We start from the raw sequence: 21,775 nt of genomic DNA, 5'->3' as shown, positions 1-21,775 counted from the left end.
CCGTCCGTCGTCCTGGTCACCTCCGGGACAGCAGCGTGACCGCTTCCAGGTGCCCCGTCTGCGGGAACATGTCGAGCACACGCGCGCGCCGCAGGCGCAGCGACGGCATGCGCGCGAGGTCCTTCGCCAACGTCACCGGGTTGCAGCTGGAGTAGACAACGTGCTGGACGTCGGACTCCTCGAGCCACGTCGACAGCGTCTCGCCGATCCCGCGCCGCGGCGGGTTCACCACGACGAGCTCCGGGAGCGCCTCAGGACGGGATCGGAGCGCGTGCTCGGTCGCGTCGTCGGCGGCGAACCGGACCCCCTCGAGCCCGGCCTCGCGCGCGGACTGCTTCGCGGACCGGATCGCCTCACGGCTGGTCTCGATCCCCGTCACCGAGCGCCCCGGACGCGCGGCGTGCAAGGTGAACCCGCCGACGCCGCAGTACAGGTCCCACATCGAGGCGGGCGACACCTCGTCGATCCACGTCGACGCCTGCGCGTACAGCTGTGTCGCCACGGTCGTGTTGGTCTGGAAGAAGCTCTGCGGGCGCAGGTGCATCGTGACGTCGCCGAGCCGCATCGACAGGGTCTCCTGGTCGGTGAGCACGACCTCGCGCTCGCCTTCGGTCACTGCCTTGTGCTCGGGCAGCAGGTTCGCGGTGACGACGACCGCGTTCGGCAACACGCGCTGCAGTGCCCCGAGCTGCTGCCGGAGCCGTGGGAGCTGCCCCTCCGAGCGCAGGACGAACCGGACCATGAGCTCCCCGTCGGGCGACTCGGTCACGAGCACGTACTTCAGCTCACCCCGGCGTGCGGCGACGTCGTACGGGATGAGGCCGGCGTCGCCGATGAAGTCGGCCAGGACGGGCAGCGCCTGCTGGATGCCCGGGGTGCAGATCCCGCAGTGCCGCAGGTCGACCCCGCGCTGCCGGTGGTCGAGGATCCCCACCGTCGGCTGCTGGACCGTCCCGCCGACGACCATCTTCGCCTTGTTGCGGTACGCCGCCTCGGGGCTCGTGATGGCCGGGAGCCACTCGACGCTGCCCGGGCCACCCGACGCCTCCACCGCGTCGTGCAGGAGCTCGCGCGTGCGGAGTTCCTTGTCCAGGACCTGCTCGGCGTACGGCTGCCCCATGAGCGTGCACGATCGGCACACCCCGCGGTCGAAGTAGTCGCACTGCATGGCCGAGTCAGGATACGGCAGCCGCGTCCCTCGTCGTCGTCGCGATCCGGTAGATCGAGGTCGTGGCCGCGAGGAACAGGGTCGTGCCGTCGTCTCCGCCGAAGCAGAGGTTCGCCACCGTCTCCGGAACGTCGATCTGCCCGAGCCGTCGCCCGGACGGGTCGAACACCACCATGCCCCGGTGCGACGACGACCACACGTTGCCGTGCACGTCGACGCGGATGCCGTCCGGAGCACCCTCGCCGGGCTCGAGACGGGCGAACACGCGACCGTTCTTCAGCCGGGCGCCGTCGCGGTCGTAGACACGGATGACCGGCTCGTCGGACGACGAACTCGCGATGTACAGGACCCGTTCCGTCGGGTCGAACGCCAAGCCGTTCGGCTCGTCGAGGTCGACCGCCACCGGACGGAGGTCCTCGCCGGCGGCGCCGCAGCGGAACACCCAGTGGTCGCCGTACTCCCGCTCGCCGGGGTGCCCCTCGCGCGGCTGCGTGATGCCGTACGCGGGGTCGGTGAACCAGACGCTGCCGTCCCGGGCCACGACGACGTCGTTCGGGGAGTTCAGCCGGACGCCGTTCCACGAGTCGACGATCGGGGTGACGGTGCCCTCCCGGTCCCGCTCGACCCGCCGGAGACCGTGCGAGCACTGCACCACACTGCCGTCCCGGTCGAGGGTGCGACCGTTCGTGAACTCGACCCCCTCGGCGTAGGCGTCGACCGCCCCGGTGTCGGCGTGCCACTGCAGGATGCGGTCGCCCGGGATGTCGGACCACCTGAGGGTCCTGGTCGCGGGGATCCAGCACGGCCCCTCGGCCCAGGTGCTGCCCGTGGCGATCCGTTCGAGCGCGGTGGGGTCGGGAACGATGTCGGTCAGCCCGTCGGGCACGTCGTCATGCACGGCGCCAGCGTATGCCGGTTCAGTCGATCTCGGGCTCCCGGAAGCGCTCGAGGAAGTCGCGGTGCGTCGGCGCGTAGAGCTCTCGCAGCGCCGCCCGCGCAGCGTCGGGGTCATCGGCGACGAAAGCGTCGTGCACGGACTCGACACCGCGGCGGAGCCATTCGGTGTCGATGGCCGTCGTCGAGTCGCCCGGGGCGAGGAAGCGTGCGAGCTCGGCGTCGATCCGGCGCACCTGTCGTTCGAGTTCCGGGTTCCCGATCCGGTTCGTGAGGACGACGAAGAACGCACCGATGCCGCGGGCGATCCGCGGCCCGTCCCCGGCCTGGACGACCGCCGCGACCTCGGCTCGCTGGGTCGCGAGCTCGTCGGCGACGCCCGGGGCGTCCGATCCGATCAGCCGGACGACGGCGTACTCGTTGCAGATCCCGGACACGAACAGGGCACGGTTCGTCCGCTCCGGCGCGAGTTCGGCGACGGTGGTCTGCCGACCGGCTGACATCTCGATCAGGCCGGACTCGGCGAGACGGATCAACGCGTGCCGGATCGGCGTGCGGGACATGCCGAGCCACTCCATCAGCTCGTCGTCGCGCAGCACCTCACCCGGGACGAGCTGACTCGTCTGGATCGCCTGGAACAGGGCGTCGTACGCGCGGTCACGAAGGAAGGTACGGCCGGCGGGCTGCGCGGCGCTCCCGGGGAGGGGCATCAGATCGTCTCCTGGGCAGGTGCGTCGAGCACGGTTCGCGGGTGGGCGTCGTGCGCGTCGAACCAGCGGCGGAGGACGACTTCCGTGCGGTCGCCGTCACCGTCCGTGACCGCTGCGGCGAATCCGTCGAGGTCGAGCTCGTCGAGCGTCGGCGCGTGTTCGGGTGCGATCGTCCAGGTCCGGAGCACGTGCGGGACGAGTTCGTCCCACGCCTGACGGAGTCGCGGGTTGCCGATGACCCCGACGAGCACGTCGAAGACGCCGTCCGTCGCGACCAGCTGGGCTGCCGACCGCACCGACCGCGTGCGGCGTGCCACCGCGTCGCGCTGCGTGGCCGTCGCCACCGGGACCACGATCCGCGAGGAGACGGCGAGGAGCTCCCCGAGCAGGGAGAACGACGAGGACGCCCGCTGGGGGTCGAGCTCGGCGACGAGCGTCCCGCGTTGCGGCAGCACGTCGACGAGCCCCACGGCGGCCAGCCGGTCGATCGCCTCGCGCACCGGGGTCCGGGACGCGTTGGCCCACGACTCGACCTCGGACTCGCTGATCGTCTCGCCCGGCTGCAGCTCCCCGCTCACGATCGCGTCGCGCAGTTTCGCGAACACGACGTCACGGAGCAGGAGTCGCTTCGCGGGACGGGTCGGCTTCGGGATCGGCATGCACACAGCGTAGAGCCCTCATCGGATATCAGATACCGCGGCGAGAGCACCGCGTGTCGACTCCCGCATCGACCGTTCGGACATCGTCGCCACGAGTGTGTCGCCACCACGAGGACATCCGGTGGAAAACCACGCAAAATGGAATATGATACATCTATGATCTGTTACCTCGTGCAAGCGCACCACCAGCCGGATCACCACGAGCGTCTGATCAGGACGCTCACGGCCGATGGTGACGTCGTCCTGACGCACGTCGACGCCAAGGCAGATCAGTCAGCGTTCGCGACGGTGCCCAACGCGAGCTTCACCGAGGAACGCATCAGGGTCTCCTGGCGAGGGTTCAGTCAGGTACGCGCGACCCTGATCCTGCTCGCAGAAGCACGTCGACGGCACCCCGATGCGTCGCACTACTGGTTCATCAGCGGGGACAGCTACCCGCTCCGTCCTCCCAGGGCGCTCCGAGCCATGGTCGACGCCCATCCGGGACGGCAGCTCCTCAGCGTCCTGCCGTTCCCGGCGCCCGAGATGGGGAAGCCGGAGTCGAGGCTCTCGGGACTGTGGATCGAGCACGATCCGCGGCACCGCAAGCTGCTGTCACTCGTTCTCAGGGTGATCCACCGCACGGTCCGACTCCCGTACCGGCGCGCATTGGGAGACCTGTCGCCGTTGTGCGGCAGCAACTGGTTCACGCTGACCGCGGATGCGGTCGACGCGCTCCTCGAGCAGGTCGGCGCCCGGAAGTCGTTCCGGAGACTCTGCGAACGGACCAGCTGTGCCGACGAGCACTACCTCCACACGCTCCTCGGCGCGACGGAGTTCCTCGCCGACACGGCACCGGCGGGGATGTACGCCGACTTCGAGTCACCGACCGGGCCCTGGCCGAACGCACTGACCAGCGGGCACGTGCAGCGGCTCGCTGCAGCGACGCCGGGCCGCGCAGACGAACGCTACGGCGCCTCCGCAGACTACTTCGCGCGGAAGTTCACCGACGCGACCAGCGAGGCCCTGATCTCGGAGATCCATCAGCACCTCTGGCCACTGCCGATCCCCGACCCCGTTCGGCACCCGATCATGGACCACTTCCTCGCGGAGAACGGAGGCGTTCAATCACACACGACCACGGAGGCCGGTCACCCGACGCACGCCTGCTGATCAGCGCGGGGAGCGCGAACGCGCCGAACGGCCCGCCGACGAGCGCGGTGTGCGCCACCGACCGGTGCGGCGCCGACCGACTCCCTCGCCGGCTCCTGGGACCGGACCCGCTCAGCCGCGGTCGACGATCTCCCGCATCGCCTGCTCCGCGCCATCGGCGTCTCCGGCGACCACAGCGCGAGCGACCACGACGTGGAGGCCCACGTCGTGGTCATCCGGCCCGATCCCGAGCCGTTCGTCGAGCGCGCGCACGACCACCCGGTGCAGTCGCCGGTACATCGCGTTCCCCGACAGCTCCAGCACCAGCCGGTGCAGGTCGCGATCGGCCTGGAGGAACGTGGCTGCGTCACGCACGCTGGCGGCGGAGGCAAGGCGGTCGGCGGCCGCGAGCAGCGGCTCCAGTCCGACGGCGCAGGATGCGTCCGACGCACGCTCCGCGGCTGCTGCCGCCGCGACCGGCTCGACCGCGCGCCGGAGCGCGCGCAACTCGGCGAGCGCGTCCTGCCGGTCCGGACCGCCGAGGCGCCACCCGATCACCCGCGGGTCGAGCACGTCCCACTCGGACGCCGGCAGCACGCGCAGGCCGACACGGCGTCCGGCGCTGAGCAGACCGAGGCCGACGAGGACCCTGACGGCCTCGCGCACGATGCTCCGGCTGGCACCGGTACGCGTGACGAACCCGTCGATGCTGTCCGTGCGTCCCGGCGGCAGCGTGCCGACGACGACCGCGGTCCCGAGCTCGTCGAGCACCCGGTCGAACGTGCTGGTCACCGCTGCGACACCGGGCTCACGACGAGTTCGTCGATGCGCACGTGCGCGGGCGACCCCAGCACGAACGCGACGGTGCGGGCGATGTCCGACGGCTGGAGCATGACGGCGCGCGCGGCGACGTCCGGTACCGAGGGCCGCTGGTCGAGGAAGTCGGTCGCGACGTCACCAGGACAGAGGTGCGTGGCGCGGACCCCGTGCGGCGCCTCCTGCTGGTTGAGGGTGCGGACGACGGAACCGAGCGCCGTCTTGCTCGACGAGTAGGCGACCCCGGCGCCCGGCTGGAACGACCACCCGGCGTACGAGGACACCACGACGACCACCCCGCCGGACATGCGCAGCGCGGGGAGCGCCGCGTCGACGACGGTGACGACGGCCGTGAGGTTCGTGTCCACGATGGCCCGGAAGTCGGGCACCGACTGGTCGTCCCACCGACGCCGCGGGGTGTTCAGCCCGGCGGCGAGCACGAGCCCGTCGAGCCGCCCGTGCTCGGCGAGCACCGCGTCCCGGGCGGCGCGCACGGCGTCGTCGTCGGAGACGTCGAGCGGCAGCGCCCAGGCCGAGCCGCCGTCGGCGCGGACCGCCCCGACGACCTCGTCGAGCGCCTCGTGTCGTCGACCGCTGACCACCACGGTCCAGCCGTCGGCCGCGGCCGCCCGGGCACTCGCGGCGCCCATGCCGCTGCCGCCGCCGGTGATCCACAGGACTCGCTGCTCCGTCATGCTGGAATAGTATGCCTATTGCAGTCGCCGACGACGCGAGGTCACGGCCTGCCCGACGAACAGGAGCGCCCGATGCACCTCGACCTGACCGACCGTGTCGTCATCGTGACCGGGGCCGCGCGCGGCATCGGGCACCGCATCGCCTCCCGCTTCGCCGACGAGGGAGCGCGCGTCGTCGCCCTGGACCTCGCGTTCGAACAGGACTTCCCGCTCGAGCACGTGGTCTGCAACGTCGCCGATCCCGCATCCGTCCGCGCCGCCGTGGACACCGTCGTCGAACGACACGGCACGATCGACGTCCTCGTGAACAACGCGGGCATCAACGTCGAGGGCACGGTCGCCGAGCTGGAGTGGGACGCCTGGCGCCGCTGCATGGACGTCAACCTCGGCGGGACGTTCCTGATGAGCCAGGCCGTCGCCCCAGTGATGCAGGCGGCGGGGCGGGGCCGGATCATCAACGCGGCGTCCTTCGCGGCGATCGTGCCGAGCGTCGGCAGCGCCGCCTACGCGGCCTCGAAGTCGGCCGTCGTGGCGTTCACCCGGGTGCTCGCGTCGGAGCTCGGGCCGTGGGACATCACCGTGAACGCGTACGCGCCGGGCATGGTGCCGACGGCGATGAACGGCTTCGCGACGATGCCGACCGAGGCGCAGGACCGACTGCTCGACACCCTGTCACTCCGGCGGTGGGAGACCCCGGACGACGTCGCGGACCTGCTCGTGTTCGTGGCGAGCGACGCGGCGGGCTACATCACCGGGACACTGCTCGACGTGTCCGGCGGCAAGCTCGCGACGCAGATCCCGTCCCGGGCGCACGGGCGCTGACGATGGCGGGGCGCGGGCGCGGGCGCGGGCGCGCTCAGCGCAGCATGCGTTCGAGCAGGTCGCGCAGCGCGCGTCGGTCGTCGATGGCCAACCGGGTCATCAGGGGCAGCAGCGCATCGCGCATCGCCGCCTCGAGCGACCGCGCGACCTCGAGGCCGGCCTCGGTGATCACGACGTCCACCGCGCGGGCGTCCTCGGCGTTCGGCTCCCGAGCCAGCAGTCCCTTGGCGGACGCGCGAGCCACCAGTCCGGTCATCGTCGACCGTTCGAGCCCGAGGTAGTCCGCCAGGTCGCCGATCCGCAGCCGACGATCGCGCAGGATCGCGAGCACCCGGAGCTGCGTCAGGGAGACCCCGGCGTCCGCGGCGATCCCGGTCAACGCCCCCATGGTCCGGAACGCGGTCTCGCCCAGTGCGTCGACGAGCAGCTCGTCCTCGGTCATCTCCTGCATCTTCCCAGCCTACTTGACTCATTTCGTGTTGCGAACTAATTTGTTTCGTAACACGAATCATAAGGAGGACACCATGCACGCAGCAGTCGTCACCACCTTCGGCCACGCCCCCACCTGGCAGGAGTTCGCGGAGCCCACCCCGGCGGACGGCGAGGTCGTCGTCGAGGTCGTCGCCGCCGGACTCCACCCGCGCGTCCGCTCGCAGGCCGACGGATCCCACTACACGAGCGAGGGCGCGCTCCCCCTGGTCCCCGGCGTCGACGGCGTCGGGCGCTTCCCGGACGGCTCCCTCCGCTACTTCGCCGTCGCCAGCGACACCCGCGGCTCGATGGCCGAACGCGTCGCCGTCGACCCGCGCGCGAGCGTCGCCCTGCCCGACGGCGCCGACCCGGTCACGATCGCCGGTGGTGCCAACCCGGTGATGTCGTCGTGGGTCGCCCTCCGCCGGCGGATCGCGTTCGAGCCCGGCAGTCGCGTGCTCGTCCTCGGCGCGACCGGGGCGTCCGGCACCGCCGCGGTGCAGGTCGCGAAGCACCTCGGCGCATCGCACGTGGTCGCGAGCGGCCGTGACGAAGCCCGGCTCGCCGCGCTCCGCGAGCTCGGCGCCGACGTGGTCGTCCCGCTCGACGACGTGGAGGGCGTCGCCGCCGCTGCCGCCGACGTGGACGTCGTCGTCGACTACGTCTGGGGGCAGCCCGCAGCGGACGTCATGCGAGCACTCGTCACGGCCCGCTCGGACCGTGGTCGTCGCCTCGACTGGGTCGCGATCGGGTCGACGGCCGGCCAGGAGGCACGGATCCCGTCCGCCGCGCTCCGTGCGTCCGGCCTCACCATCGTCGGGAGCGGCCAGGGCTCGGTCGGTCGTGCCGCGTTCGTCGCGGAGCTGCCCGGGATCGTCGCGGCGATCGCGGACGGCACGATCCGTGTCGATGCGACGGGCGTGCGGTTCGCGGAGGTCGAGGCGGCCTGGGCCGGACAGGGCGCCGCGGGCGCGGGCAGAGTGGTGTTGACAGCCTGACCCCCGCGCGGGCTCCCTGTCCGCCTACTCAGGTTCTCCACATCGGCCGCTTCGTAAGCTGTGAGGGCCCAGTGAGCCGGACTGCAGCCCGACCCCGAGGAGGTGCCCGATGGTCACCGTCCTCGTCGCGTTCGCGGTCGTCGCCCTGATCGTCCCCGCCCTGACCCCCGTCCTCGGCCGCCGCGTCTTCTACGTGGCGGCCCTCGCACCGGCAGCGGCCGCGGTCCTCACCGTGGCCCAGACCCGGACCGCGTTGGACGGCGGCGTCACCGAGCGGTTCGGGTGGATCCCGCAACTCGACCTCGCGATCGCCCTGCGGATGGACGCCCTGTCGTGGGTGCTCGCCCTCGTGGTGTCGGTGGTCGGCGCCCTCGTGCTCGTCTACTGCGCGTCGTACTTCGGCCGCGACGAACCCGGACTCGGACGGTTCGCCGGCGTCCTCACCGCCTTCGCCGGGTCGATGTACGGCCTGGTGGTCGCTGACGACGTCATCGTCCTGTTCGTCCTGTGGGAAGCCACCACGGTCTTCTCCTACCTGCTCATCGGCCACGACTCGGTGAAGCGCGCCAGCCGTGCGGCGGCGATGCAGGCCCTCGTCGTCACCACGGCCGGTGGGCTCGCGATGCTGGCCGGACTGGTGATGCTGTCGGTCACGGCGGGCACGACCTCGCTCTCCGGGATCATCGCCGATCCGCCGTCCGGCACGATCGTCTCCGTCTCCGTGGTCCTCGTGCTGCTCGGTGCCCTGACGAAGTCCGCGATCGTCCCGTTCCACTTCTGGCTCCCGGCCGCGATGGCCGCGCCCACCCCGGTCAGCGCGTACCTGCACGCCGCGGCGATGGTGAAGGCAGGCATCTACCTCGTCGCCCGCCTCGCCCCCGCGTTCGCGCTGCTCGAGGGGTGGCGGGAGACCATCACGCTGCTCGGAGTCGCCGGCATGCTCATCGGCGGGTACCGGGCGCTCCGACAGACGGACGTCAAGCTCCTGCTCGCCTACGGCACGGTCGCGCAGCTCGGGTTCCTCGTGCTCGCGGCCGGGTGGGGAGCCCCCGCGGTCGCACTCGGCGGGGTCGCCCTCCTCGTGGCGCACGCGGCGTTCAAGTCGACCCTGTTCCTCGTCGTCGGCGCGATCGACCACGTCACCGGCACCCGCGACCTCGCGAAGCTGAGCGGCCTCGGTCGGAAGCTCCCGTGGCTCGCGGTGGTGGCGGTGCTCGCGCTGCTGTCCATGGCCGGCATCCCGCCGACGATCGGGTTCGTCGCGAAGGAGGCCGTCCTCACCGGGTTCATCGAGTCGCTGCACGGTCCCGATGCCGGCTGGGCCTGGTTCGCGCTCGTCGGCGTGACGATCGGCTCGGTGCTGACCGTGGCCTACTCGCTCCGGTTCCTCTGGGGCGCGTTCGCCCGGAAGCCCGGCGTCCCCGACACGGAGCCGCACGCGCTGCACGGGCTCGGTGTCGTCCCGTCGGTCCTCGCGCTCACCGGTCTCGCCCTGGGGATCGCGACCCCGTTCGTGGCGCACGGCCTCGAGCCCGCGGCGCGCGCCGCCGCACTCCCCGGCGAGGTTCCGCACCTCGCGCTCTGGCACGGTCTCGAGCCGGCGCTCGGCCTGTCCGCGATCACGCTCGTCGGCGGTCTCGCGCTGTTCGCCCTGCGCCGCCCGGTCGAGGCGCTGCAGCACCGCCTGGCGGGGTTCCCGAGCGCGTCGAGCATCTACCGGCACGTCATGCGCGGACTCGACCGCGGGGCGACCGCCCTCACCGCCGGGGTCCAGCGCGGTTCGCTCCCCTACTACCTGACGGTGATCCTGTCGGTGTTCGTCGCCGGCGCCCTCGTCAACCTGGTGATCGGCGGCCCGTGGGCGTTCCACGTCCGGTTCGCCGACTCGTGGGGTCAGATCCCCGTGGTCATCGTGATGTCGGTCGCCGCGATCGCCGTGCTCACCGCGAAGACCCGGTTCGCGGCGGCGGTGCTCGTCGGGGTGACCGGGTACGGCATGTCCGTGCTGTTCGTCCTGCACGGCGCGGTCGACCTCGCCCTGACGCAGATGGTGGTCGAGACGGTGACGCTCATCGCGTTCGTGCTCGTCCTCCGCCGGCTCCCCCCGCGGATCGCGACGACGAACCCGTCCCGCTTCCGGATCGTCCGGGCACTGTTCGCCGCAGTCGCGGGCGTGACGCTCGCGATCGTGGTGGTCGTCGCCGCGTCGGCCCGCACCGCCGAGCCGCTCTGGCCCGACCTGCCGGCGCTGACGAGCTCGTTCGGCCACGGCCTGAACGTGGTGAACGTGGCGCTGGTGGACCTCCGCGGCTGGGACACCCTCGGCGAACTGACGGTCGTGGTCGCCGCGGCCACCGGTGTCGCGAGCCTGATCTTCGTGAACTCGCGGGAGGACACGCTCCCCCGGCTCCGCGACCTCCCCTCGACGGTGACTGCCGACAAGCACCGTCCCGACGGCGAGCCCCGCGCCTGGCTGCCGACGAGCGCCGCGATCCCGACCGGACGCTCGGCCCTCCTCGACGTCGTCGTCCGGCTGCTGTTCCACGGCTTGATCGTGTTGTCTGTGTACCTGCTGTTCGCCGGGCACAACGCGGCGGGCGGCGGCTTCGCTGGCGGCCTCGTCGCGGGCATCGCGCTCGCGGCCCGGTACCTCGCCGGTGGTCCGGCCGAACTCGGCGCCGCGGCTCCGGTGCGCGCCGGCCGGCTGCTCGGGCTCGGTGTCGCCACGGCCGCGATCACCGCGCTCGTGCCGATGTTCTTCGGCAAGGAGGCGCTGTACTCGGAGTTCTTCGAGGCGACCGTCCCCGTGCTCGGGCACGTGGAGTTCGTCACCGCGACGTTCTTCGACATCGGCGTGTACCTCGTCGTCGTCGGCCTCGTGCTCGACGTCCTCCGCAGCCTCGGCGCCGAGGTCGACCGGCAGCGCTTGGCCGACGCCTCGACGCCCGTGCAGGACATGACCGAGATCCCCACCCCGGAAGGGAGCGCCACGTGACCGTCACCCTCGTGCTCGTCATCGCGATGGCGGTGCTGTTTTCCTGCGGGGTCTACCTGCTGCTCGAACGGTCGCTGACACGGATGCTGCTCGGCTTCCTGCTGCTCGGCAACGCGCTCAACCTGCTGCTCCTCGTGATGTCCGGTGCCGCCGGGGACCCGCCGATCGGCAAGTCGTCCGAGGGCATCGCCGACCCGCTGCCGCAGGCCTTCGCACTCACCGCGATCGTGATCACCTTCGCGGTCAGCGCGTTCCTCCTCGCCCTCATCCACCGCTCCTGGAAGCTGTCCCGCGCCGACGAGGTCGAGGTCGACGAGGCCGACGTCGCGATCGGCCGCGAGCGGGACGAACCGGCCGACGAGGACCCCGAGACCACCACCGACGCAGAACAGGAGGCGACCCGATGACCTGGCTCGTCCCGCTCCTCGTCCTCGTCCCGCTGCTCGGTGCCGCGGTCGCGCTCGGACTCCTCAACCACCAGAAGCTCCAGCGGGCGATCACCGTCGTGGTGCTCGTGGTCGCGCTGGCGGTCGCCGCGACGCTCATGGTGCTCGTGGACCAGCACGGCACCATCGTCGTGCAGGTCGGCGGGTGGGAGGCCCCGTACGGCATCTCGCTCGTGGTCGACCGGCTGAGCGCACTGCTCCTCACCGTGAGCGCGAGCGTGCTCCTCGTCGTCCTGTTGTTCTCGATCGGGCAGGGGCTCGCCGCGGACGACGGCGAGGCACCGGTCACCATCTTCTACCCGACGTACCTCGTGCTGGCCGCGGGCGTGCTCGACTCCTTCATCGCCGGGGACCTGTTCAACCTGTACGTGGCGTTCGAGATGCTCCTGGTGGCGAGCTACGTGCTCATCACCCTGGGCGGCAGCGAGCAGCGTGTCCGGGCCGGGACGACGTACATCGTGACGAGCCTCATCGCGTCGGCGATCTTCCTCGCGGCGATCGGCCTCGTCTACGGCGCGACCGGCACCGTGAACATCGCGCAGATCAGCGAGCGGATGGCGGTCCTGCCCGAGCACGTGCAGCTGCTGATCCACACGATGCTGCTCATCGGCTTCGGCATCAAGGCGGCGGTGTTCCCACTGGCGTTCTGGCTGCCCGACTCGTACCCGACGGCTCCGGCCCCGGTGACGGCCGTCTTCGCGGGCCTGCTGACGAAGGTCGGCATCTACGCGATCATCCGGCTCGAGACGATCATCTTCCCGAGGCCACAGCTCAACACGGTGCTGCTGATCGTGGCGATCCTGACGATGGTGGTCGGCGTGCTCGGCGCGGTGTCGCAGACCGACGTGAAACGGCTGCTGTCCTTCACGCTCATCAGCCACATCGGGTTCATGGTGATGGGCATCGGCCTCGGCTCGGTCGTGGGCACGGCCGCGGCGGTGTTCTACACGGTGCACCACATCGTCGTGCAGACCACGCTCTTCCTGGTCTCGGGGTTGATGGAACGGGTCGGCGGGACCACCTCGACGCGGTCCCTCGGCGGGCTGCTCAAGGCCTCTCCGCTCCTGGCGGCGCTGTACCTCGTCCCCGCGTTCAACCTCGGCGGCATCCCGCCGTTCTCCGGGTTCATCGGGAAGCTCGGGCTGTTCCGCGCCGCGGCGATCGACGGCTCGCCCCTGGCGTACGCGACCATCGCCGCCGGCGTCGTGACGAGCCTCCTCACCCTCTACGCGCTCATGCGCGTCTGGGACGCCGCCTTCTGGCGGCCGCGGCCGGCGGCCGAGGCCGCGGCGCCGCACGCGAGCGTGGCCGAGCCGCACGCGCACCTGCGGTCCCCGGAGCCCGCCCCGCTGACCGTGTCCGAGGACACGGGCAAGGCGTTCCACCCTGGAGGTACGACAACCGTCACCGACGCACCGCACGCGAGTCGCGCCTCCAGTCCGGAGACCGCGCCGACGGCCACGCAGGACGGCGTCGGTGAGGCACCCGCCCGCGTGAAGCTGCCGCGCATGCTCGTCGGCGTGACCGCGGTCGCAGTCCTCGGGTCGGTCGCCCTGACGGTCGTCGCCGGCCCGCTCTACGGCTACGCGACCCGCGCGGCCGAGTCGCTCGAGTCGCCCGACCGGTACGTGCAGGCGGTCCTCGGAGGTGAGCGATGAGTGACACCCGCCGCATCACCAACGCCCGCCGGATCGCCGTCGCCTGGCGCTACGACGTCCCGCTCGTCGCCGGGCTCACCGTCCTCTGGGCACTGCTCTGGGGTTCGTGGACACCACTGACGCTGCTGTGCGGCATCGTCGTGGCCCTGCTCGTGACGCAGGCGCTCCCGCTCCCACCCGTGCCGCTGTCGCCCCGGTTCTCGATCGTGCACTTCCTGTGGTTCCTGGTGGTGTGGTCGGGGCTCGTCGTGCTCGCGTCGTTCCGGGTCGCCTGGGTGGCTCTCCGTCCGCGCGGCGTCCGGCGCAGCTCGATCACGCTGCTGCAGTTGCACACCACGTCCGAGATGACCTTCACGCTGGCGACGCTCGCGATCTCGCTCGTGCCGGGGTCGTACGTCGCGGACGTGGACCTGCGTCGTCGACGGCTGCTGCTGCACGTGCTCGACACCGAACGCATCGAACAGGTCGACGCGGCACGGCGCGAGGCCCTCGGGATCGAGGCCATGGTCATCCGCGCCCTCGGGTCGAAGCAGGACCTGTCCGAACTGTCCGAGCCACTGCCGGAGGTCACCCGATGAGCGCCGCCGTCGTCGTCATGGGGATCGGGATCGCCCTCGTCCTCGCGCTCCTCGGCGCCACCCTCGCGCTGGCGGTCTTCCGGATCGTGCGGGGCCCCACCATCCTCGACCGCATGATCGGGTCGGACATGGTCCTGACCACCGCGCTCATCGTCATCGGTGCCGCGATGGTCGTGCGGCGGGACCTCACGGGGGTGCCCGTCCTGGTGGTCATCGCCGCGACGAGTGTGTTCGCGACGATCGCCGTGGCCCGGGCAGTCACGCCGTCGTCAGATCCGTCCGACGAGGGGCTCACCGTCACCACGCCTGAACAGGCCACGGAAGGGGATCGCTCGTGATCGACGTCATCCAGGGCTTCATCGACGGCGCGGGGGTCCGCGCCTGGATCGCGATCGGCCTCCTCCTCGTCGGAGCACTGCTGTCCCTCGGCGCGGGCGTCGGGATCGTGCGGTTCCCCGACCCGCTCGTCCGGCTGCACGCCATGGCGAAGCCGCAGGTCCTCGGGCTGGCGTTCGCGCTGGCGGCGATCGTCGTCGCCGTGTGGACGTGGACGGCGCTGTGGGTGGTCCTGCCGATCATGGTGTTCCAGTTGTTCCTCGTACCGGTGTCGACGCACATGATCGCCCGCGCGGGCCTGCGGTCGAACGACTACCGGCACCAGGACCTGCTCGTCGACGACACGGAGTGAGGGTTTACATTCCTTATCCAGCTTTATGAAAGAGCGATAAAGCGCTCTAAACCTTGTAACTTGGCGGCGTGGACAGCGTCAGGAACCCTTTCACGCCGAACGCGGGCGCGACGCCCGAGATCGTCGCCGGTCGAGTCGAACACACCCGCGCGTTCGAGGTCCTCCTCCAGCGCCTCCTCCGTGGCCGCACCGAGCAGTCGTTGATCATGACGGGGCTGCGTGGTGTCGGAAAGACAGTGCTGCTGAACGAGTTCGCCGACCGGGCCCGGGCGGCTCGTTGGGAGGTCGTGGAGCTCGAAGCGACCAAGCACGACGACGGCCAGTTCCGGCAGACGATGGCGTCACTGCTGCGATCCGCTCTCCTCCAGATGTCGCCACGCAAGCGCTGGGGCGAGCGTGCCAGCCGAGCGGCCGCAGTCCTCACGTCGTTCGGCCTCTCGATGACCTCGGACGGCACGTGGTCGATGTCATGGGACGTCGAGCCGGCCGAGGGGCTCGCGGATCACGGTGACCTGGCGATGGACCTCACGGACGTCTTCGTCGCCGTCGGACAAGCCGCCCAGGAGCAGGGGCGTGGCGTCGCGATACTCGTCGACGAGGTCCAGTTTCTCCGATCCGCACAGCTCGAGGCGCTGATCCAGGCACTGCACAAGACCGTGCAGCGAAGGCTGCCCATCACCTTCGTCGGCGCCGGTCTCCCGCAGATCGCCGAACTCGCCGGCGACGCGAAGTCCTACGCAGAGCGACTCTTCCGGTTCCCCGAGATCGGATCGCTCGACGATCAGGACGCCCGCGAGGCCCTCACCCGACCTGCCGAGATCGAAGGCGCGACGTTCTCAGAAGCGGCGGTCGGCCTCGCGCTCGAGATCACGAAGGGGTACCCGTACTTCATCCAGGAGCTCGGCTACCAAGCATGGGAGATCGCCGCGGGTCCGGAGATCACGGCCGACGACGTGGACGCTGCCCGAGATGGGTACCTCACGGAGCTCGACCGATCGTTCTTCCGTGTGCGGCTCGACCGAGCGACCGTGCTCCAGACGGCCTATCTCCGAGCGATGGCGGAGTTGGGGCCGGCTCCACAGAAGGCAGCCGACGTTGCCCGTGTCCTCCACCGCGAGTCGACACAGCTCGGGCCGACCCGTGCCGAGCTCATCGACATGGGGCTGCTCTTCACGCCGGAACACGGGTACGCCGCGTTCACCGTGCCTGACTTCGACCAGTTCATGCTGCGCGCGGTGCCGCAGCTGGTGATCCCGGAGGTCCGGCCACGGCGGCGGCGCAACGACGGCTGACGGTCGGAGGAGTTCGCCGTCAGCTGGTCACGCCGCGCCGCGACGCGGCAGCAGCAGGTTGACCACCGCGGCGAGCACCACGATCGCCGCGGACGCGGCGGGCAGCAGCATCGCCGCCGCGGCGCCGTGCTGCTCCGCGACGTCACCGGCGATCGCCGCCGTGAGCGACTGCCCGACGATCACGGCGGACCCGAGGATCGTCATGGTGGTGGCGGAGCGCCCGACGGGCGAGCGGTCCGAGCCGAGGCTGTACTGCGCGACCAGGGTCGGGCCGATGCCGACGCCCATCACGGCGAGGACGATGCCGACGGCGAGCACGGACCCGGCCTGCGAGAACGCGATCGCCCCGCCGAGCAGGACGATGCCGAACACCAGCCACCGCCAGCCGAGGGCGAACCGGCTCGGGAAGGCTGCCGAACCGAGCGCGAGTCCGGCCGACCCGATGCCCATCAGACCGTAGAGGAGTCCAGCCTGCGACGGCTCGCCGTGGGCCTCCATGAAGGCCGTCAACGAGGTCAGCGTCGACCCGAAGAACATGCCGACGCCGAGGATCCCGATCACCACGACCACGAGCCGGGGGCGGAGGAGTTCACGGGCGGGCGCCTGCACGAGTTCTTCGTGGTGGCCGAGCACGAGCTTGCCGGTCGGGTGCAGCGCGAACGCGGTGACGAACACGAACGTCAGCGCCGAGGCTCCGGCGACGGCGACCCACGGGGCGATCGCACTCGCCAGGAGCCCGACCAGGAACGGCCCGATGATGAAGACGGTCTCGTCGGCGGCCGACTCGTACGCCATCGTGCCGCTGAGGACCTTGCCGCGCCGACCAGGGGCCATGCGCTGCCCGATGATCGCGACGAGCCGCGTGCGGGACATCGGAGCGACCTGCGGTGCGGACGCGCCGATGCAGAACGCCATCGCGAGCACCGCGAGGTCGGGCGCGGTGCCGGTCACGACGAAGGGGAACACCCCGAGCAGCACGGCGTTCACCAGGCCGACGGGGACGAGCACGGTGCGCTGGCCGAACCGGTCGGCTGCTGCGCCGACCATCGGGCCGAACACCGCCGCGCCGATGCCGACGGAAGCAGAGTTGATGCCGCCGAGGGCGACCGAGTCGCGAGCGGAGACGACGAGCGTCAGCACCCCGACGACCATCATGGCGAACGGGAGCCGGGCGATGAACGCGACCGGGAAGTACCACCGCCCGGCATGGGAGATGAGCGAGCGGTCGTCCGCCGCGGAGGCAGGCGGAGCAGAACTGGTCTGGAGCATGGGGTGTGCCTTCTCGGCCCGTCCCGGTGCTGCGGGGGCGGACCCATCGGGTGCCGCCGTTGTCCGCCGGGGGTGCCGACGGCCGGTAGATACACACTGCGTGTAGGTGGAGCCCGCCCAGGGTACCAGCGGTAACGGTTCGTCACCCGGGGCCCACGGGGCGAACGGTCCTCATATCGTGGCGCGCATGGAACAGCGACGCATGGGGCGGACGGGCGCTCCCGTGAGCGCGCTGACCCTCGGGAGCAGGGCCCTGGTCCCCGTCGCGGAACGGGATGCCGACGACGCCGTGCGGTTGGTCCACGAGACACTCGCCCGCGGCGTCACCTCGGTGGACGTGTCCGACGCGGACGGAGCCGGGCTCGCCGAGAGCGTCGTGGGAGCGGCACTCGGTGACCGGCGGGACGACGTCTTCCTGTCCGTCCGGTTCGGCGACCCGGTCGACCGGGACCCCTCGCACCACGGCAACGGCCGCCGCTGGATGTTCCGCGCGGTCGAACGCAGCCTGACCCGGCTCGGCACGGACGTGATCGACCTGTACCAACCCGCGCACCCGGACCCGGCGACGTCGCTCGACGAGACGCTCGACGCCCTGGCGGACCTGGTGTCGCAGGGCAAGATCCGTGCCTTCGGGATCCCGGGCTTCCCCGCCGAGGAGCTCGTCGAGGCGCAGTGGCTCCGGTCCGGCGGCAAGAGCGTCACCGCGACGCACGCCCCGTACTCGATCCTCACGCGGACGGCGGAGCGCACGACGTTCCCCATCGCCCGCCGGTTCGGCCTCGGTGTGCTCGCCGCGGCCCCGCTCGCCGGTGGGTGGCTCGCCGGCGCGTACCGGAACGGGACCGTTCAACCCCGGTCGCCCCGGGTGGTCGAGGAGCCGCACACCTACGACATCGGCGCTCCGACGAACCGCCGGAAGCTCGACGTCGCCGACCGGCTGGGGCGGCTCGCGGACGAGTCCGGGCTGACGCTGCTCGAACTCGCGGTCGGCTTCACGCTGACGCACCCGGACGTGTCCTCGGTGGTGATCGGTCCGCGCACGGTCTCGCACGTGGACGCCTACGCGCAGGCGTCCGAGGTCGCGCTCGACGACGGCCTGCTGGACGCGATCGACGTGATCGTGCCGCCCGGGACCCACGTGCTCGAGGGCGACACGGGCGTCGCGTTGCCCGGGCTCACTCGCGAGCGGTTGCGCGGACGCGTCCTCGCCCGCTGACCCCGCGACGAAGCACGCCGCCCTAGGATCTCGACCATGGTGGAGATCCCGCAGCCGAAGCCGACGGACCTGCTCACGATAGGCGAGGTCGTCGAACGGACCGGGGTCGCCGCGTCGGCGCTGCACTTCTACGAGCGCAAGGGCCTCATCCACCCCGAGCGCACGGCCGGCGGCACACGGCTGTACCCGCGGCACGTCGAGCGGCGCATCGCGATCATCCAGGTCGCCAAGCGGCTCGGCATCCCGTTGAGCGAGGTCGCCGAGCAGTTCGCGACGCTCCCCTCCGACCGCATGCCGTCCCTCCGCGACTGGAACCGGCTGAACGAGCGGTGGCGCGCCAGGCTCCGCGCGCGGCAGCTCGAGCTCGAGCGCCTGCAGCAGGAGATGACGCAGTGCATCGGCTGCGGGTGCGTCTCGTTGAACGCGTGCCTGGTCATGAACCCCGGGGACCAGCTCGGCGCCGAGGGGCGCGGGGCCCGCCGGTTGCTGCCGATCGAGGACGAGGCGCCGGACGCGACCAGCTGACGGCCTGGAGGCGCGTGGCGGCGCCGCACCGCGCCTCCCGTCCGTCAGCGGGTTGCGTCGCGCAATCCGTCGTCGACCCGCGTCAGGAGCGCGAAGGTCGAAGCGACGTCCCGCTCGTCCCCGGCGAGCGCCGTGCGGAGCACGGTCGCCCAGTGCGCGTGCAGCCGTGCGATGCTCTGCGCGGCGAGCTCGGTCGAGAACAGCTGCACGGTCCGGGCATCCTCGGGATCGGGTCGACGCTCGACCATCCCCTTCGCGACGAGGGACCCGAGCGCGACGCTGAGGTTGCTGCGCTTGAGCGCCGTCGCCTCGGCCACCGCGCTCGGCGTCGACCCCGGGTTCCGGTCGACCCAGCGCATCACGAGCGCCTCGGTGCCGGTGAGCGGCACGATGTCGAGCGACCGCGCACCGTGCGGGTCGATCTCGCGCGAGATGCGGAGGACGACGTCGGCGAGCTCGGCGAGGAGGTCGTCGGGCACCGCGGGTTCCATGCGGTCACTGTACCGGCGCGGACAATGAGTTATGATTTCATAATCATGACGACCGACACCGGCTCCATCCGCGCGCACACCGCGCCGCCCACGACCCGCCAGCAGGGCATCACCACGGGGCTCCTGCTCGTACTCGGCCTGCTCAGCGCCGTCGCGCCCTTCGCGACCGACCTCTACCTGCCGGCGTTCCCGCAGATGACCGGTGAGCTGCAGGCCTCCGCGACGACCGTGCAGCTCACCCTCACCGCGTTCCTGGTCGGCGTCACCGCGGGGCAGCTCGTCTTCGGGCCGCTCTCCGACCGGTTCGGCCGGGTCCCGCCGCTCCTCGCCGGGGCAGCGCTCTGCGTGCTCGCGAGCGCCGCGGCCGTGCTCGCGCCGAACGTCGGCGTGCTCGTCGTCGCCCGACTGCTGCAGGGCCTCGGCGGAGCGGCCGGCATGGTGATCGGCCGCGCGGTCATCTCCGACCTCGCGACCGGCAAGCCCGCGGCCCGCGCGTTCTCGCTCATGATGATCGTCGGCGGCGTCGCCCCCGTGGTCGCCCCGCTGCTCGGCGGGCTCCTCACCGGCCCGATCGGCTGGCGCGGCCTGCTCACGATCGTGCTCGGGCTGTCCGTCCTCATGCTCGTGGCGGTGCTCGCGGTCGTGCGCGAGACCCACCTCCGCTCGCACCGCGACGCTCTGCGTGCCGAGCGCCAGGGGTCGGGGTCCCCGCTCCGCGCCCTGCGGTCCCGGACGTTCCTCGGCTACACGGCGGTGTTCGGCTTCGCGTTCGCGGTGATGATGGCGTACATCTCGGCGTCCCCCTTCCTGTACCAGGACATGCTCGGGCTCGGCACGGTCGGCTACGGGCTGGCGTTCGGACTGAACGCCCTCGCGTTGATGGGGATCAGCATCCTGTCCGCGAAGCTCACCGCGACCCGCTCCGTCACCGGTGTGCTCACCGTCGGGATCGCCCTCGTGCTCGCGTCCACGGTCGCGTTCGCGGTGCTCGTCGTCACCGGCGCGCCGGTCTTCTGGCTGGCCGTCCCGCTGTTCACGGCGGTGGGGTCGCTCGGACTCGTGCTCGGGAACGCGACCGCGCTGGCGCTCGGCGCGGTGCCGTCCGCTGCAGGGAGCGCCTCGGCCGTGCTCGGTGCACTGCAGTTCGGGCTCGCCGCGCTGGTGTCACCGCTCGTCAGCATCGGTGGCGAGGGCACGGCGGCGCCGCTCGCGATCGTGATGCTCGCGTCCGCCGTGGTCGCCGTGGTCGCCCTCGTGCTGGCCAGAGGCCGAGGCAGCAGCCGTGGCCGTGGCCCGGTCAGCGCGTCCGGGACTCCCGCGGCCGCAGGAACGGGACCTTCGGCATGAGCCAGTCCACCCACACGACCCGCACGCCCGGGGCCACGGCGAGCGCCCACACGATCGAGGCGAGGGCGTCCGTCGGGTAGTGCACGGCGTCGATCGACACCGAGAAGAACACGATGACGATCGCGACGATCCCGAGTGTCAGCGCCAGCCGGTGCCACCGGGTGTCGCGGAGGAGCCAGATCAGTGCGATCACGAACGCCGTGATGTAGACCGTGTGCCCGCTCGGGTAGCCGGGGTCCGGCTGCACCGGGAACGGGTGCGGCAGCACGGCGACGTCGGGGCGCGCACGGTGCACGATCTCCTTCACGACCGCCGACGGCACCCAGGTGATCGCGATCGTGCCGCCGAAGGCCAGCGCCGGACGGAGGTCCCTGGTACGCCACCAGATCACCGCCACCACGACGACGGTGATGCCGATCGCCGGGCCGGGGCTGATCACGTGGTAGACCGCCGTGGTGAACGCGCCGATGAACCCGGTGTGCAGGCCGTTCAGCGCCTTCGACAGGCCGATGTCGACGGTGCCGAGGGTGAACCCGACGAGCGTGATGACGATGACCGCGACGACGGCGATGGCGACCGACGCGAGCGGGTACGGGCTCCGGTCGAGGATGCCGTTCACGTCGGACACTCGTCGGCGGGGGCGGAGCGCTGCGTCGGACATCCGCCCATCGTCCCAGTACCGGCTGCGTCCGCGGCACCGGCGAGCCTCTGAAAGCACTCAGCGCAGCCTCCGCCGAGTAGACAGGAGGGCATGACAACCGTTGCCGAGAACATCGTCGCCACCCTTCGTCAGAACAACGTGGAACGGGTGTACGGCCTTCCCGGCGACTCCCTCAACGGCTTCACCGACGCCCTGCGCAAGGACGGCACGATCCGCTGGGAGCACGTCCGGCACGAGGAAGCGGC

General features: G+C 71.5%; 24 protein-coding genes. 14 read left to right on the top strand and 10 right to left on the bottom strand.

Translation table 11 applies throughout. From position 1 onward, the window contains the following. Positions 1 to 16: 16 nt before the first annotated feature. From rlmC to ABIC61_RS16235, 4 genes are read right to left on the bottom strand one after another with little or no spacing between them, the layout of a single operon-like run. Complete coding sequence (gene rlmC / locus ABIC61_RS16250; protein ID WP_354030751.1) at positions 17 to 1,168, bottom strand: 23S rRNA (uracil(747)-C(5))-methyltransferase RlmC; 1,152 nt, start codon at positions 1,166 to 1,168, stop codon at positions 17 to 19. Between the two features lie 7 nt (positions 1,169 to 1,175). Further along, positions 1,176 to 2,066 (bottom strand): SMP-30/gluconolactonase/LRE family protein, encoded by an 891-nt coding sequence (locus tag ABIC61_RS16245; RefSeq protein WP_354030750.1) that lies wholly within the window; start codon positions 2,064 to 2,066, stop codon positions 1,176 to 1,178. Between the two features lie 19 nt (positions 2,067 to 2,085). Then, complete coding sequence (locus tag ABIC61_RS16240; RefSeq protein ID WP_354030749.1) at positions 2,086 to 2,772, bottom strand: GntR family transcriptional regulator; 687 nt, start codon at positions 2,770 to 2,772, stop codon at positions 2,086 to 2,088. Further along, positions 2,772 to 3,431 carry a GntR family transcriptional regulator gene (locus tag ABIC61_RS16235; RefSeq protein WP_354030748.1) on the bottom strand — a complete coding sequence of 220 codons (660 nt, stop codon included), beginning with the start codon at positions 3,429 to 3,431 and terminating at the stop codon, positions 2,772 to 2,774. Before ABIC61_RS16235 ends, ABIC61_RS16240 begins: the two co-directional genes overlap by 1 nt. A gap of 156 nt (positions 3,432 to 3,587) precedes the next feature. Here ABIC61_RS16235 and ABIC61_RS16230 point away from each other — a divergent pair, with 156 nt between their 5' ends. Next, positions 3,588 to 4,583, top strand: a complete 996-nt coding sequence (locus ABIC61_RS16230; protein ID WP_354030747.1) for a beta-1,6-N-acetylglucosaminyltransferase — start codon at positions 3,588 to 3,590, stop codon at positions 4,581 to 4,583. Positions 4,584 to 4,694: 111 nt separating this feature from the next. On the opposite strand, the gene ABIC61_RS16225 is transcribed toward ABIC61_RS16230, so the two are convergent. After that, entirely contained in the window at positions 4,695 to 5,354 is a 660-nt protein-coding gene (locus ABIC61_RS16225; protein ID WP_354030746.1) for a FadR/GntR family transcriptional regulator, read from the bottom strand. Further along, positions 5,351 to 6,073, bottom strand: a complete 723-nt coding sequence (locus ABIC61_RS16220; protein ID WP_354030745.1) for an SDR family oxidoreductase — start codon at positions 6,071 to 6,073, stop codon at positions 5,351 to 5,353. Before ABIC61_RS16220 ends, ABIC61_RS16225 begins: the two co-directional genes overlap by 4 nt. Positions 6,074 to 6,145: 72 nt before the next feature. On the opposite strand from ABIC61_RS16220, the gene ABIC61_RS16215 reads away from it, so the two are divergent. Continuing rightward, the gene (locus tag ABIC61_RS16215) at positions 6,146 to 6,895 is read left to right on the top strand and encodes an SDR family NAD(P)-dependent oxidoreductase (RefSeq protein ID WP_354030744.1); all 750 of its coding nucleotides are present in this window, start codon (positions 6,146 to 6,148) and stop codon (positions 6,893 to 6,895) included. Between the two features lie 34 nt (positions 6,896 to 6,929). Here ABIC61_RS16215 and ABIC61_RS16210 read toward each other — a convergent pair whose 3' ends face one another. Further along, positions 6,930 to 7,346, bottom strand: coding sequence for a MarR family winged helix-turn-helix transcriptional regulator (locus tag ABIC61_RS16210; RefSeq protein ID WP_354030743.1), 417 nt, complete (start codon positions 7,344 to 7,346; stop codon positions 6,930 to 6,932). A gap of 73 nt (positions 7,347 to 7,419) precedes the next feature. Here ABIC61_RS16210 and ABIC61_RS16205 point away from each other — a divergent pair, with 73 nt between their 5' ends. From ABIC61_RS16205 to ABIC61_RS16170, 8 genes are all read left to right on the top strand, one after another. After that, positions 7,420 to 8,364, top strand: coding sequence for a zinc-binding dehydrogenase (locus ABIC61_RS16205; RefSeq protein ID WP_354030742.1), 945 nt, complete (start codon positions 7,420 to 7,422; stop codon positions 8,362 to 8,364). Between the two features lie 109 nt (positions 8,365 to 8,473). Continuing rightward, the gene (locus tag ABIC61_RS16200; protein WP_354030741.1) at positions 8,474 to 11,359 is read left to right on the top strand and encodes a Na+/H+ antiporter subunit A; all 2,886 of its coding nucleotides are present in this window, start codon (positions 8,474 to 8,476) and stop codon (positions 11,357 to 11,359) included. Continuing rightward, positions 11,356 to 11,766: a Na(+)/H(+) antiporter subunit C gene (locus ABIC61_RS16195; RefSeq protein ID WP_354030740.1), complete on the top strand. Its 411-nt coding sequence runs from the start codon at positions 11,356 to 11,358 to the stop codon at positions 11,764 to 11,766. The genes ABIC61_RS16200 and ABIC61_RS16195 overlap by 4 nt, the downstream gene beginning before the upstream one ends. Then, a complete protein-coding gene (locus ABIC61_RS16190; RefSeq protein WP_354030739.1) occupies positions 11,763 to 13,463 on the top strand; it encodes a Na+/H+ antiporter subunit D in 1,701 nt (566 codons plus the stop codon). Before ABIC61_RS16195 ends, ABIC61_RS16190 begins: the two co-directional genes overlap by 4 nt. Next, positions 13,460 to 14,041, top strand: coding sequence for a Na+/H+ antiporter subunit E (locus tag ABIC61_RS16185; RefSeq protein WP_144756693.1), 582 nt, complete (start codon positions 13,460 to 13,462; stop codon positions 14,039 to 14,041). Before ABIC61_RS16190 ends, ABIC61_RS16185 begins: the two co-directional genes overlap by 4 nt. After that, positions 14,038 to 14,379 (top strand): MrpF/PhaF family protein, encoded by a 342-nt coding sequence (locus tag ABIC61_RS16180; RefSeq protein WP_144756695.1) that lies wholly within the window; start codon positions 14,038 to 14,040, stop codon positions 14,377 to 14,379. Before ABIC61_RS16185 ends, ABIC61_RS16180 begins: the two co-directional genes overlap by 4 nt. Beyond that, complete coding sequence (gene mnhG, locus ABIC61_RS16175; protein WP_354030738.1) at positions 14,376 to 14,729, top strand: monovalent cation/H(+) antiporter subunit G; 354 nt, start codon at positions 14,376 to 14,378, stop codon at positions 14,727 to 14,729. Before ABIC61_RS16180 ends, mnhG begins: the two co-directional genes overlap by 4 nt. A 68-nt stretch (positions 14,730 to 14,797) precedes the next feature. Further along, entirely contained in the window at positions 14,798 to 16,021 is a 1,224-nt protein-coding gene (locus ABIC61_RS16170) for an ATP-binding protein (RefSeq protein ID WP_354030737.1), read from the top strand. Positions 16,022 to 16,048: 27 nt separating this feature from the next. Here the strand turns inward: ABIC61_RS16170 and ABIC61_RS16165 are convergent, their stop codons facing one another. Further along, positions 16,049 to 17,290 carry an MFS transporter gene (locus ABIC61_RS16165; RefSeq protein WP_354030736.1) on the bottom strand — a complete coding sequence of 414 codons (1,242 nt, stop codon included), beginning with the start codon at positions 17,288 to 17,290 and terminating at the stop codon, positions 16,049 to 16,051. Between the two features lie 187 nt (positions 17,291 to 17,477). Between ABIC61_RS16165 and ABIC61_RS16160 the strand changes: the two genes are divergently transcribed. Next, positions 17,478 to 18,506, top strand: a complete 1,029-nt coding sequence (locus tag ABIC61_RS16160) for an aldo/keto reductase (RefSeq protein WP_354030735.1) — start codon at positions 17,478 to 17,480, stop codon at positions 18,504 to 18,506. 36 nt (positions 18,507 to 18,542) lie between these two features. After that, positions 18,543 to 19,031 (top strand): redox-sensitive transcriptional activator SoxR, encoded by a 489-nt coding sequence (soxR, locus tag ABIC61_RS16155; protein WP_354030734.1) that lies wholly within the window; start codon positions 18,543 to 18,545, stop codon positions 19,029 to 19,031. Positions 19,032 to 19,075: 44 nt separating this feature from the next. Here soxR and ABIC61_RS16150 read toward each other — a convergent pair whose 3' ends face one another. After that, positions 19,076 to 19,522 carry a MarR family winged helix-turn-helix transcriptional regulator gene (locus ABIC61_RS16150; RefSeq protein WP_354030733.1) on the bottom strand — a complete coding sequence of 149 codons (447 nt, stop codon included), beginning with the start codon at positions 19,520 to 19,522 and terminating at the stop codon, positions 19,076 to 19,078. 45 nt (positions 19,523 to 19,567) lie between these two features. Between ABIC61_RS16150 and ABIC61_RS16145 the strand changes: the two genes are divergently transcribed. Next, positions 19,568 to 20,869: a multidrug effflux MFS transporter gene (locus ABIC61_RS16145; protein WP_354030732.1), complete on the top strand. Its 1,302-nt coding sequence runs from the start codon at positions 19,568 to 19,570 to the stop codon at positions 20,867 to 20,869. Here the strand turns inward: ABIC61_RS16145 and ABIC61_RS16140 are convergent. After that, positions 20,820 to 21,530 (bottom strand): phosphatase PAP2 family protein, encoded by a 711-nt coding sequence (locus ABIC61_RS16140; protein ID WP_354030731.1) that lies wholly within the window; start codon positions 21,528 to 21,530, stop codon positions 20,820 to 20,822. The two genes, ABIC61_RS16145 and ABIC61_RS16140, sit on opposite strands and share 50 nt — an antisense overlap. A gap of 90 nt (positions 21,531 to 21,620) precedes the next feature. Between ABIC61_RS16140 and ABIC61_RS16135 the strand changes: the two genes are divergently transcribed. Then, positions 21,621 to 21,775 (top strand): thiamine pyrophosphate-binding protein (locus ABIC61_RS16135; protein ID WP_354030769.1); only part of this gene is annotated, 155 nt, incomplete at its 3' end.

Source organism: Curtobacterium sp. 1544 (assembly GCF_040544915.1).
GTDB lineage: Bacteria > Actinomycetota > Actinomycetes > Actinomycetales > Microbacteriaceae > Curtobacterium > Curtobacterium pusillum_C.
Note: the sequence above shows the minus strand (reverse complement) of the source record. Positions and strands in the feature narration are given on the sequence as shown.

Bases quoted from the DNA above. Each gene is read 5' to 3' on its own strand.
- rlmC (WP_354030751.1), bottom strand. From the start codon at position 1,168: ATGCAGTGCGACTACTTCGACCGCGGGGTGTGCCGATCGTGCACGCTC.
- ABIC61_RS16240 (WP_354030749.1), bottom strand. From the start codon at position 2,772: ATGCCCCTCCCCGGGAGCGCCGCGCAGCCCGCCGGCCGTACCTTCCTT.
- ABIC61_RS16235 (WP_354030748.1), bottom strand. From the start codon at position 3,431: ATGCCGATCCCGAAGCCGACCCGTCCCGCGAAGCGACTCCTGCTCCGT.
- ABIC61_RS16230 (WP_354030747.1), top strand. From the start codon at position 3,588: ATGATCTGTTACCTCGTGCAAGCGCACCACCAGCCGGATCACCACGAG.
- ABIC61_RS16220 (WP_354030745.1), bottom strand. From the start codon at position 6,073: ATGACGGAGCAGCGAGTCCTGTGGATCACCGGCGGCGGCAGCGGCATG.
- ABIC61_RS16215 (WP_354030744.1), top strand. From the start codon at position 6,146: ATGCACCTCGACCTGACCGACCGTGTCGTCATCGTGACCGGGGCCGCG.
- ABIC61_RS16210 (WP_354030743.1), bottom strand. From the start codon at position 7,346: ATGCAGGAGATGACCGAGGACGAGCTGCTCGTCGACGCACTGGGCGAG.
- ABIC61_RS16205 (WP_354030742.1), top strand. From the start codon at position 7,420: ATGCACGCAGCAGTCGTCACCACCTTCGGCCACGCCCCCACCTGGCAG.
- ABIC61_RS16200 (WP_354030741.1), top strand. From the start codon at position 8,474: ATGGTCACCGTCCTCGTCGCGTTCGCGGTCGTCGCCCTGATCGTCCCC.
- ABIC61_RS16190 (WP_354030739.1), top strand. From the start codon at position 11,763: ATGACCTGGCTCGTCCCGCTCCTCGTCCTCGTCCCGCTGCTCGGTGCC.
- ABIC61_RS16185 (WP_144756693.1), top strand. From the start codon at position 13,460: ATGAGTGACACCCGCCGCATCACCAACGCCCGCCGGATCGCCGTCGCC.
- ABIC61_RS16180 (WP_144756695.1), top strand. From the start codon at position 14,038: ATGAGCGCCGCCGTCGTCGTCATGGGGATCGGGATCGCCCTCGTCCTC.
- ABIC61_RS16165 (WP_354030736.1), bottom strand. From the start codon at position 17,290: ATGCTCCAGACCAGTTCTGCTCCGCCTGCCTCCGCGGCGGACGACCGC.
- ABIC61_RS16160 (WP_354030735.1), top strand. From the start codon at position 17,478: ATGGAACAGCGACGCATGGGGCGGACGGGCGCTCCCGTGAGCGCGCTG.
- soxR (WP_354030734.1), top strand. From the start codon at position 18,543: ATGGTGGAGATCCCGCAGCCGAAGCCGACGGACCTGCTCACGATAGGC.
- ABIC61_RS16150 (WP_354030733.1), bottom strand. From the start codon at position 19,522: ATGGAACCCGCGGTGCCCGACGACCTCCTCGCCGAGCTCGCCGACGTC.
- ABIC61_RS16145 (WP_354030732.1), top strand. From the start codon at position 19,568: ATGACGACCGACACCGGCTCCATCCGCGCGCACACCGCGCCGCCCACG.
- ABIC61_RS16140 (WP_354030731.1), bottom strand. From the start codon at position 21,530: ATGTCCGACGCAGCGCTCCGCCCCCGCCGACGAGTGTCCGACGTGAAC.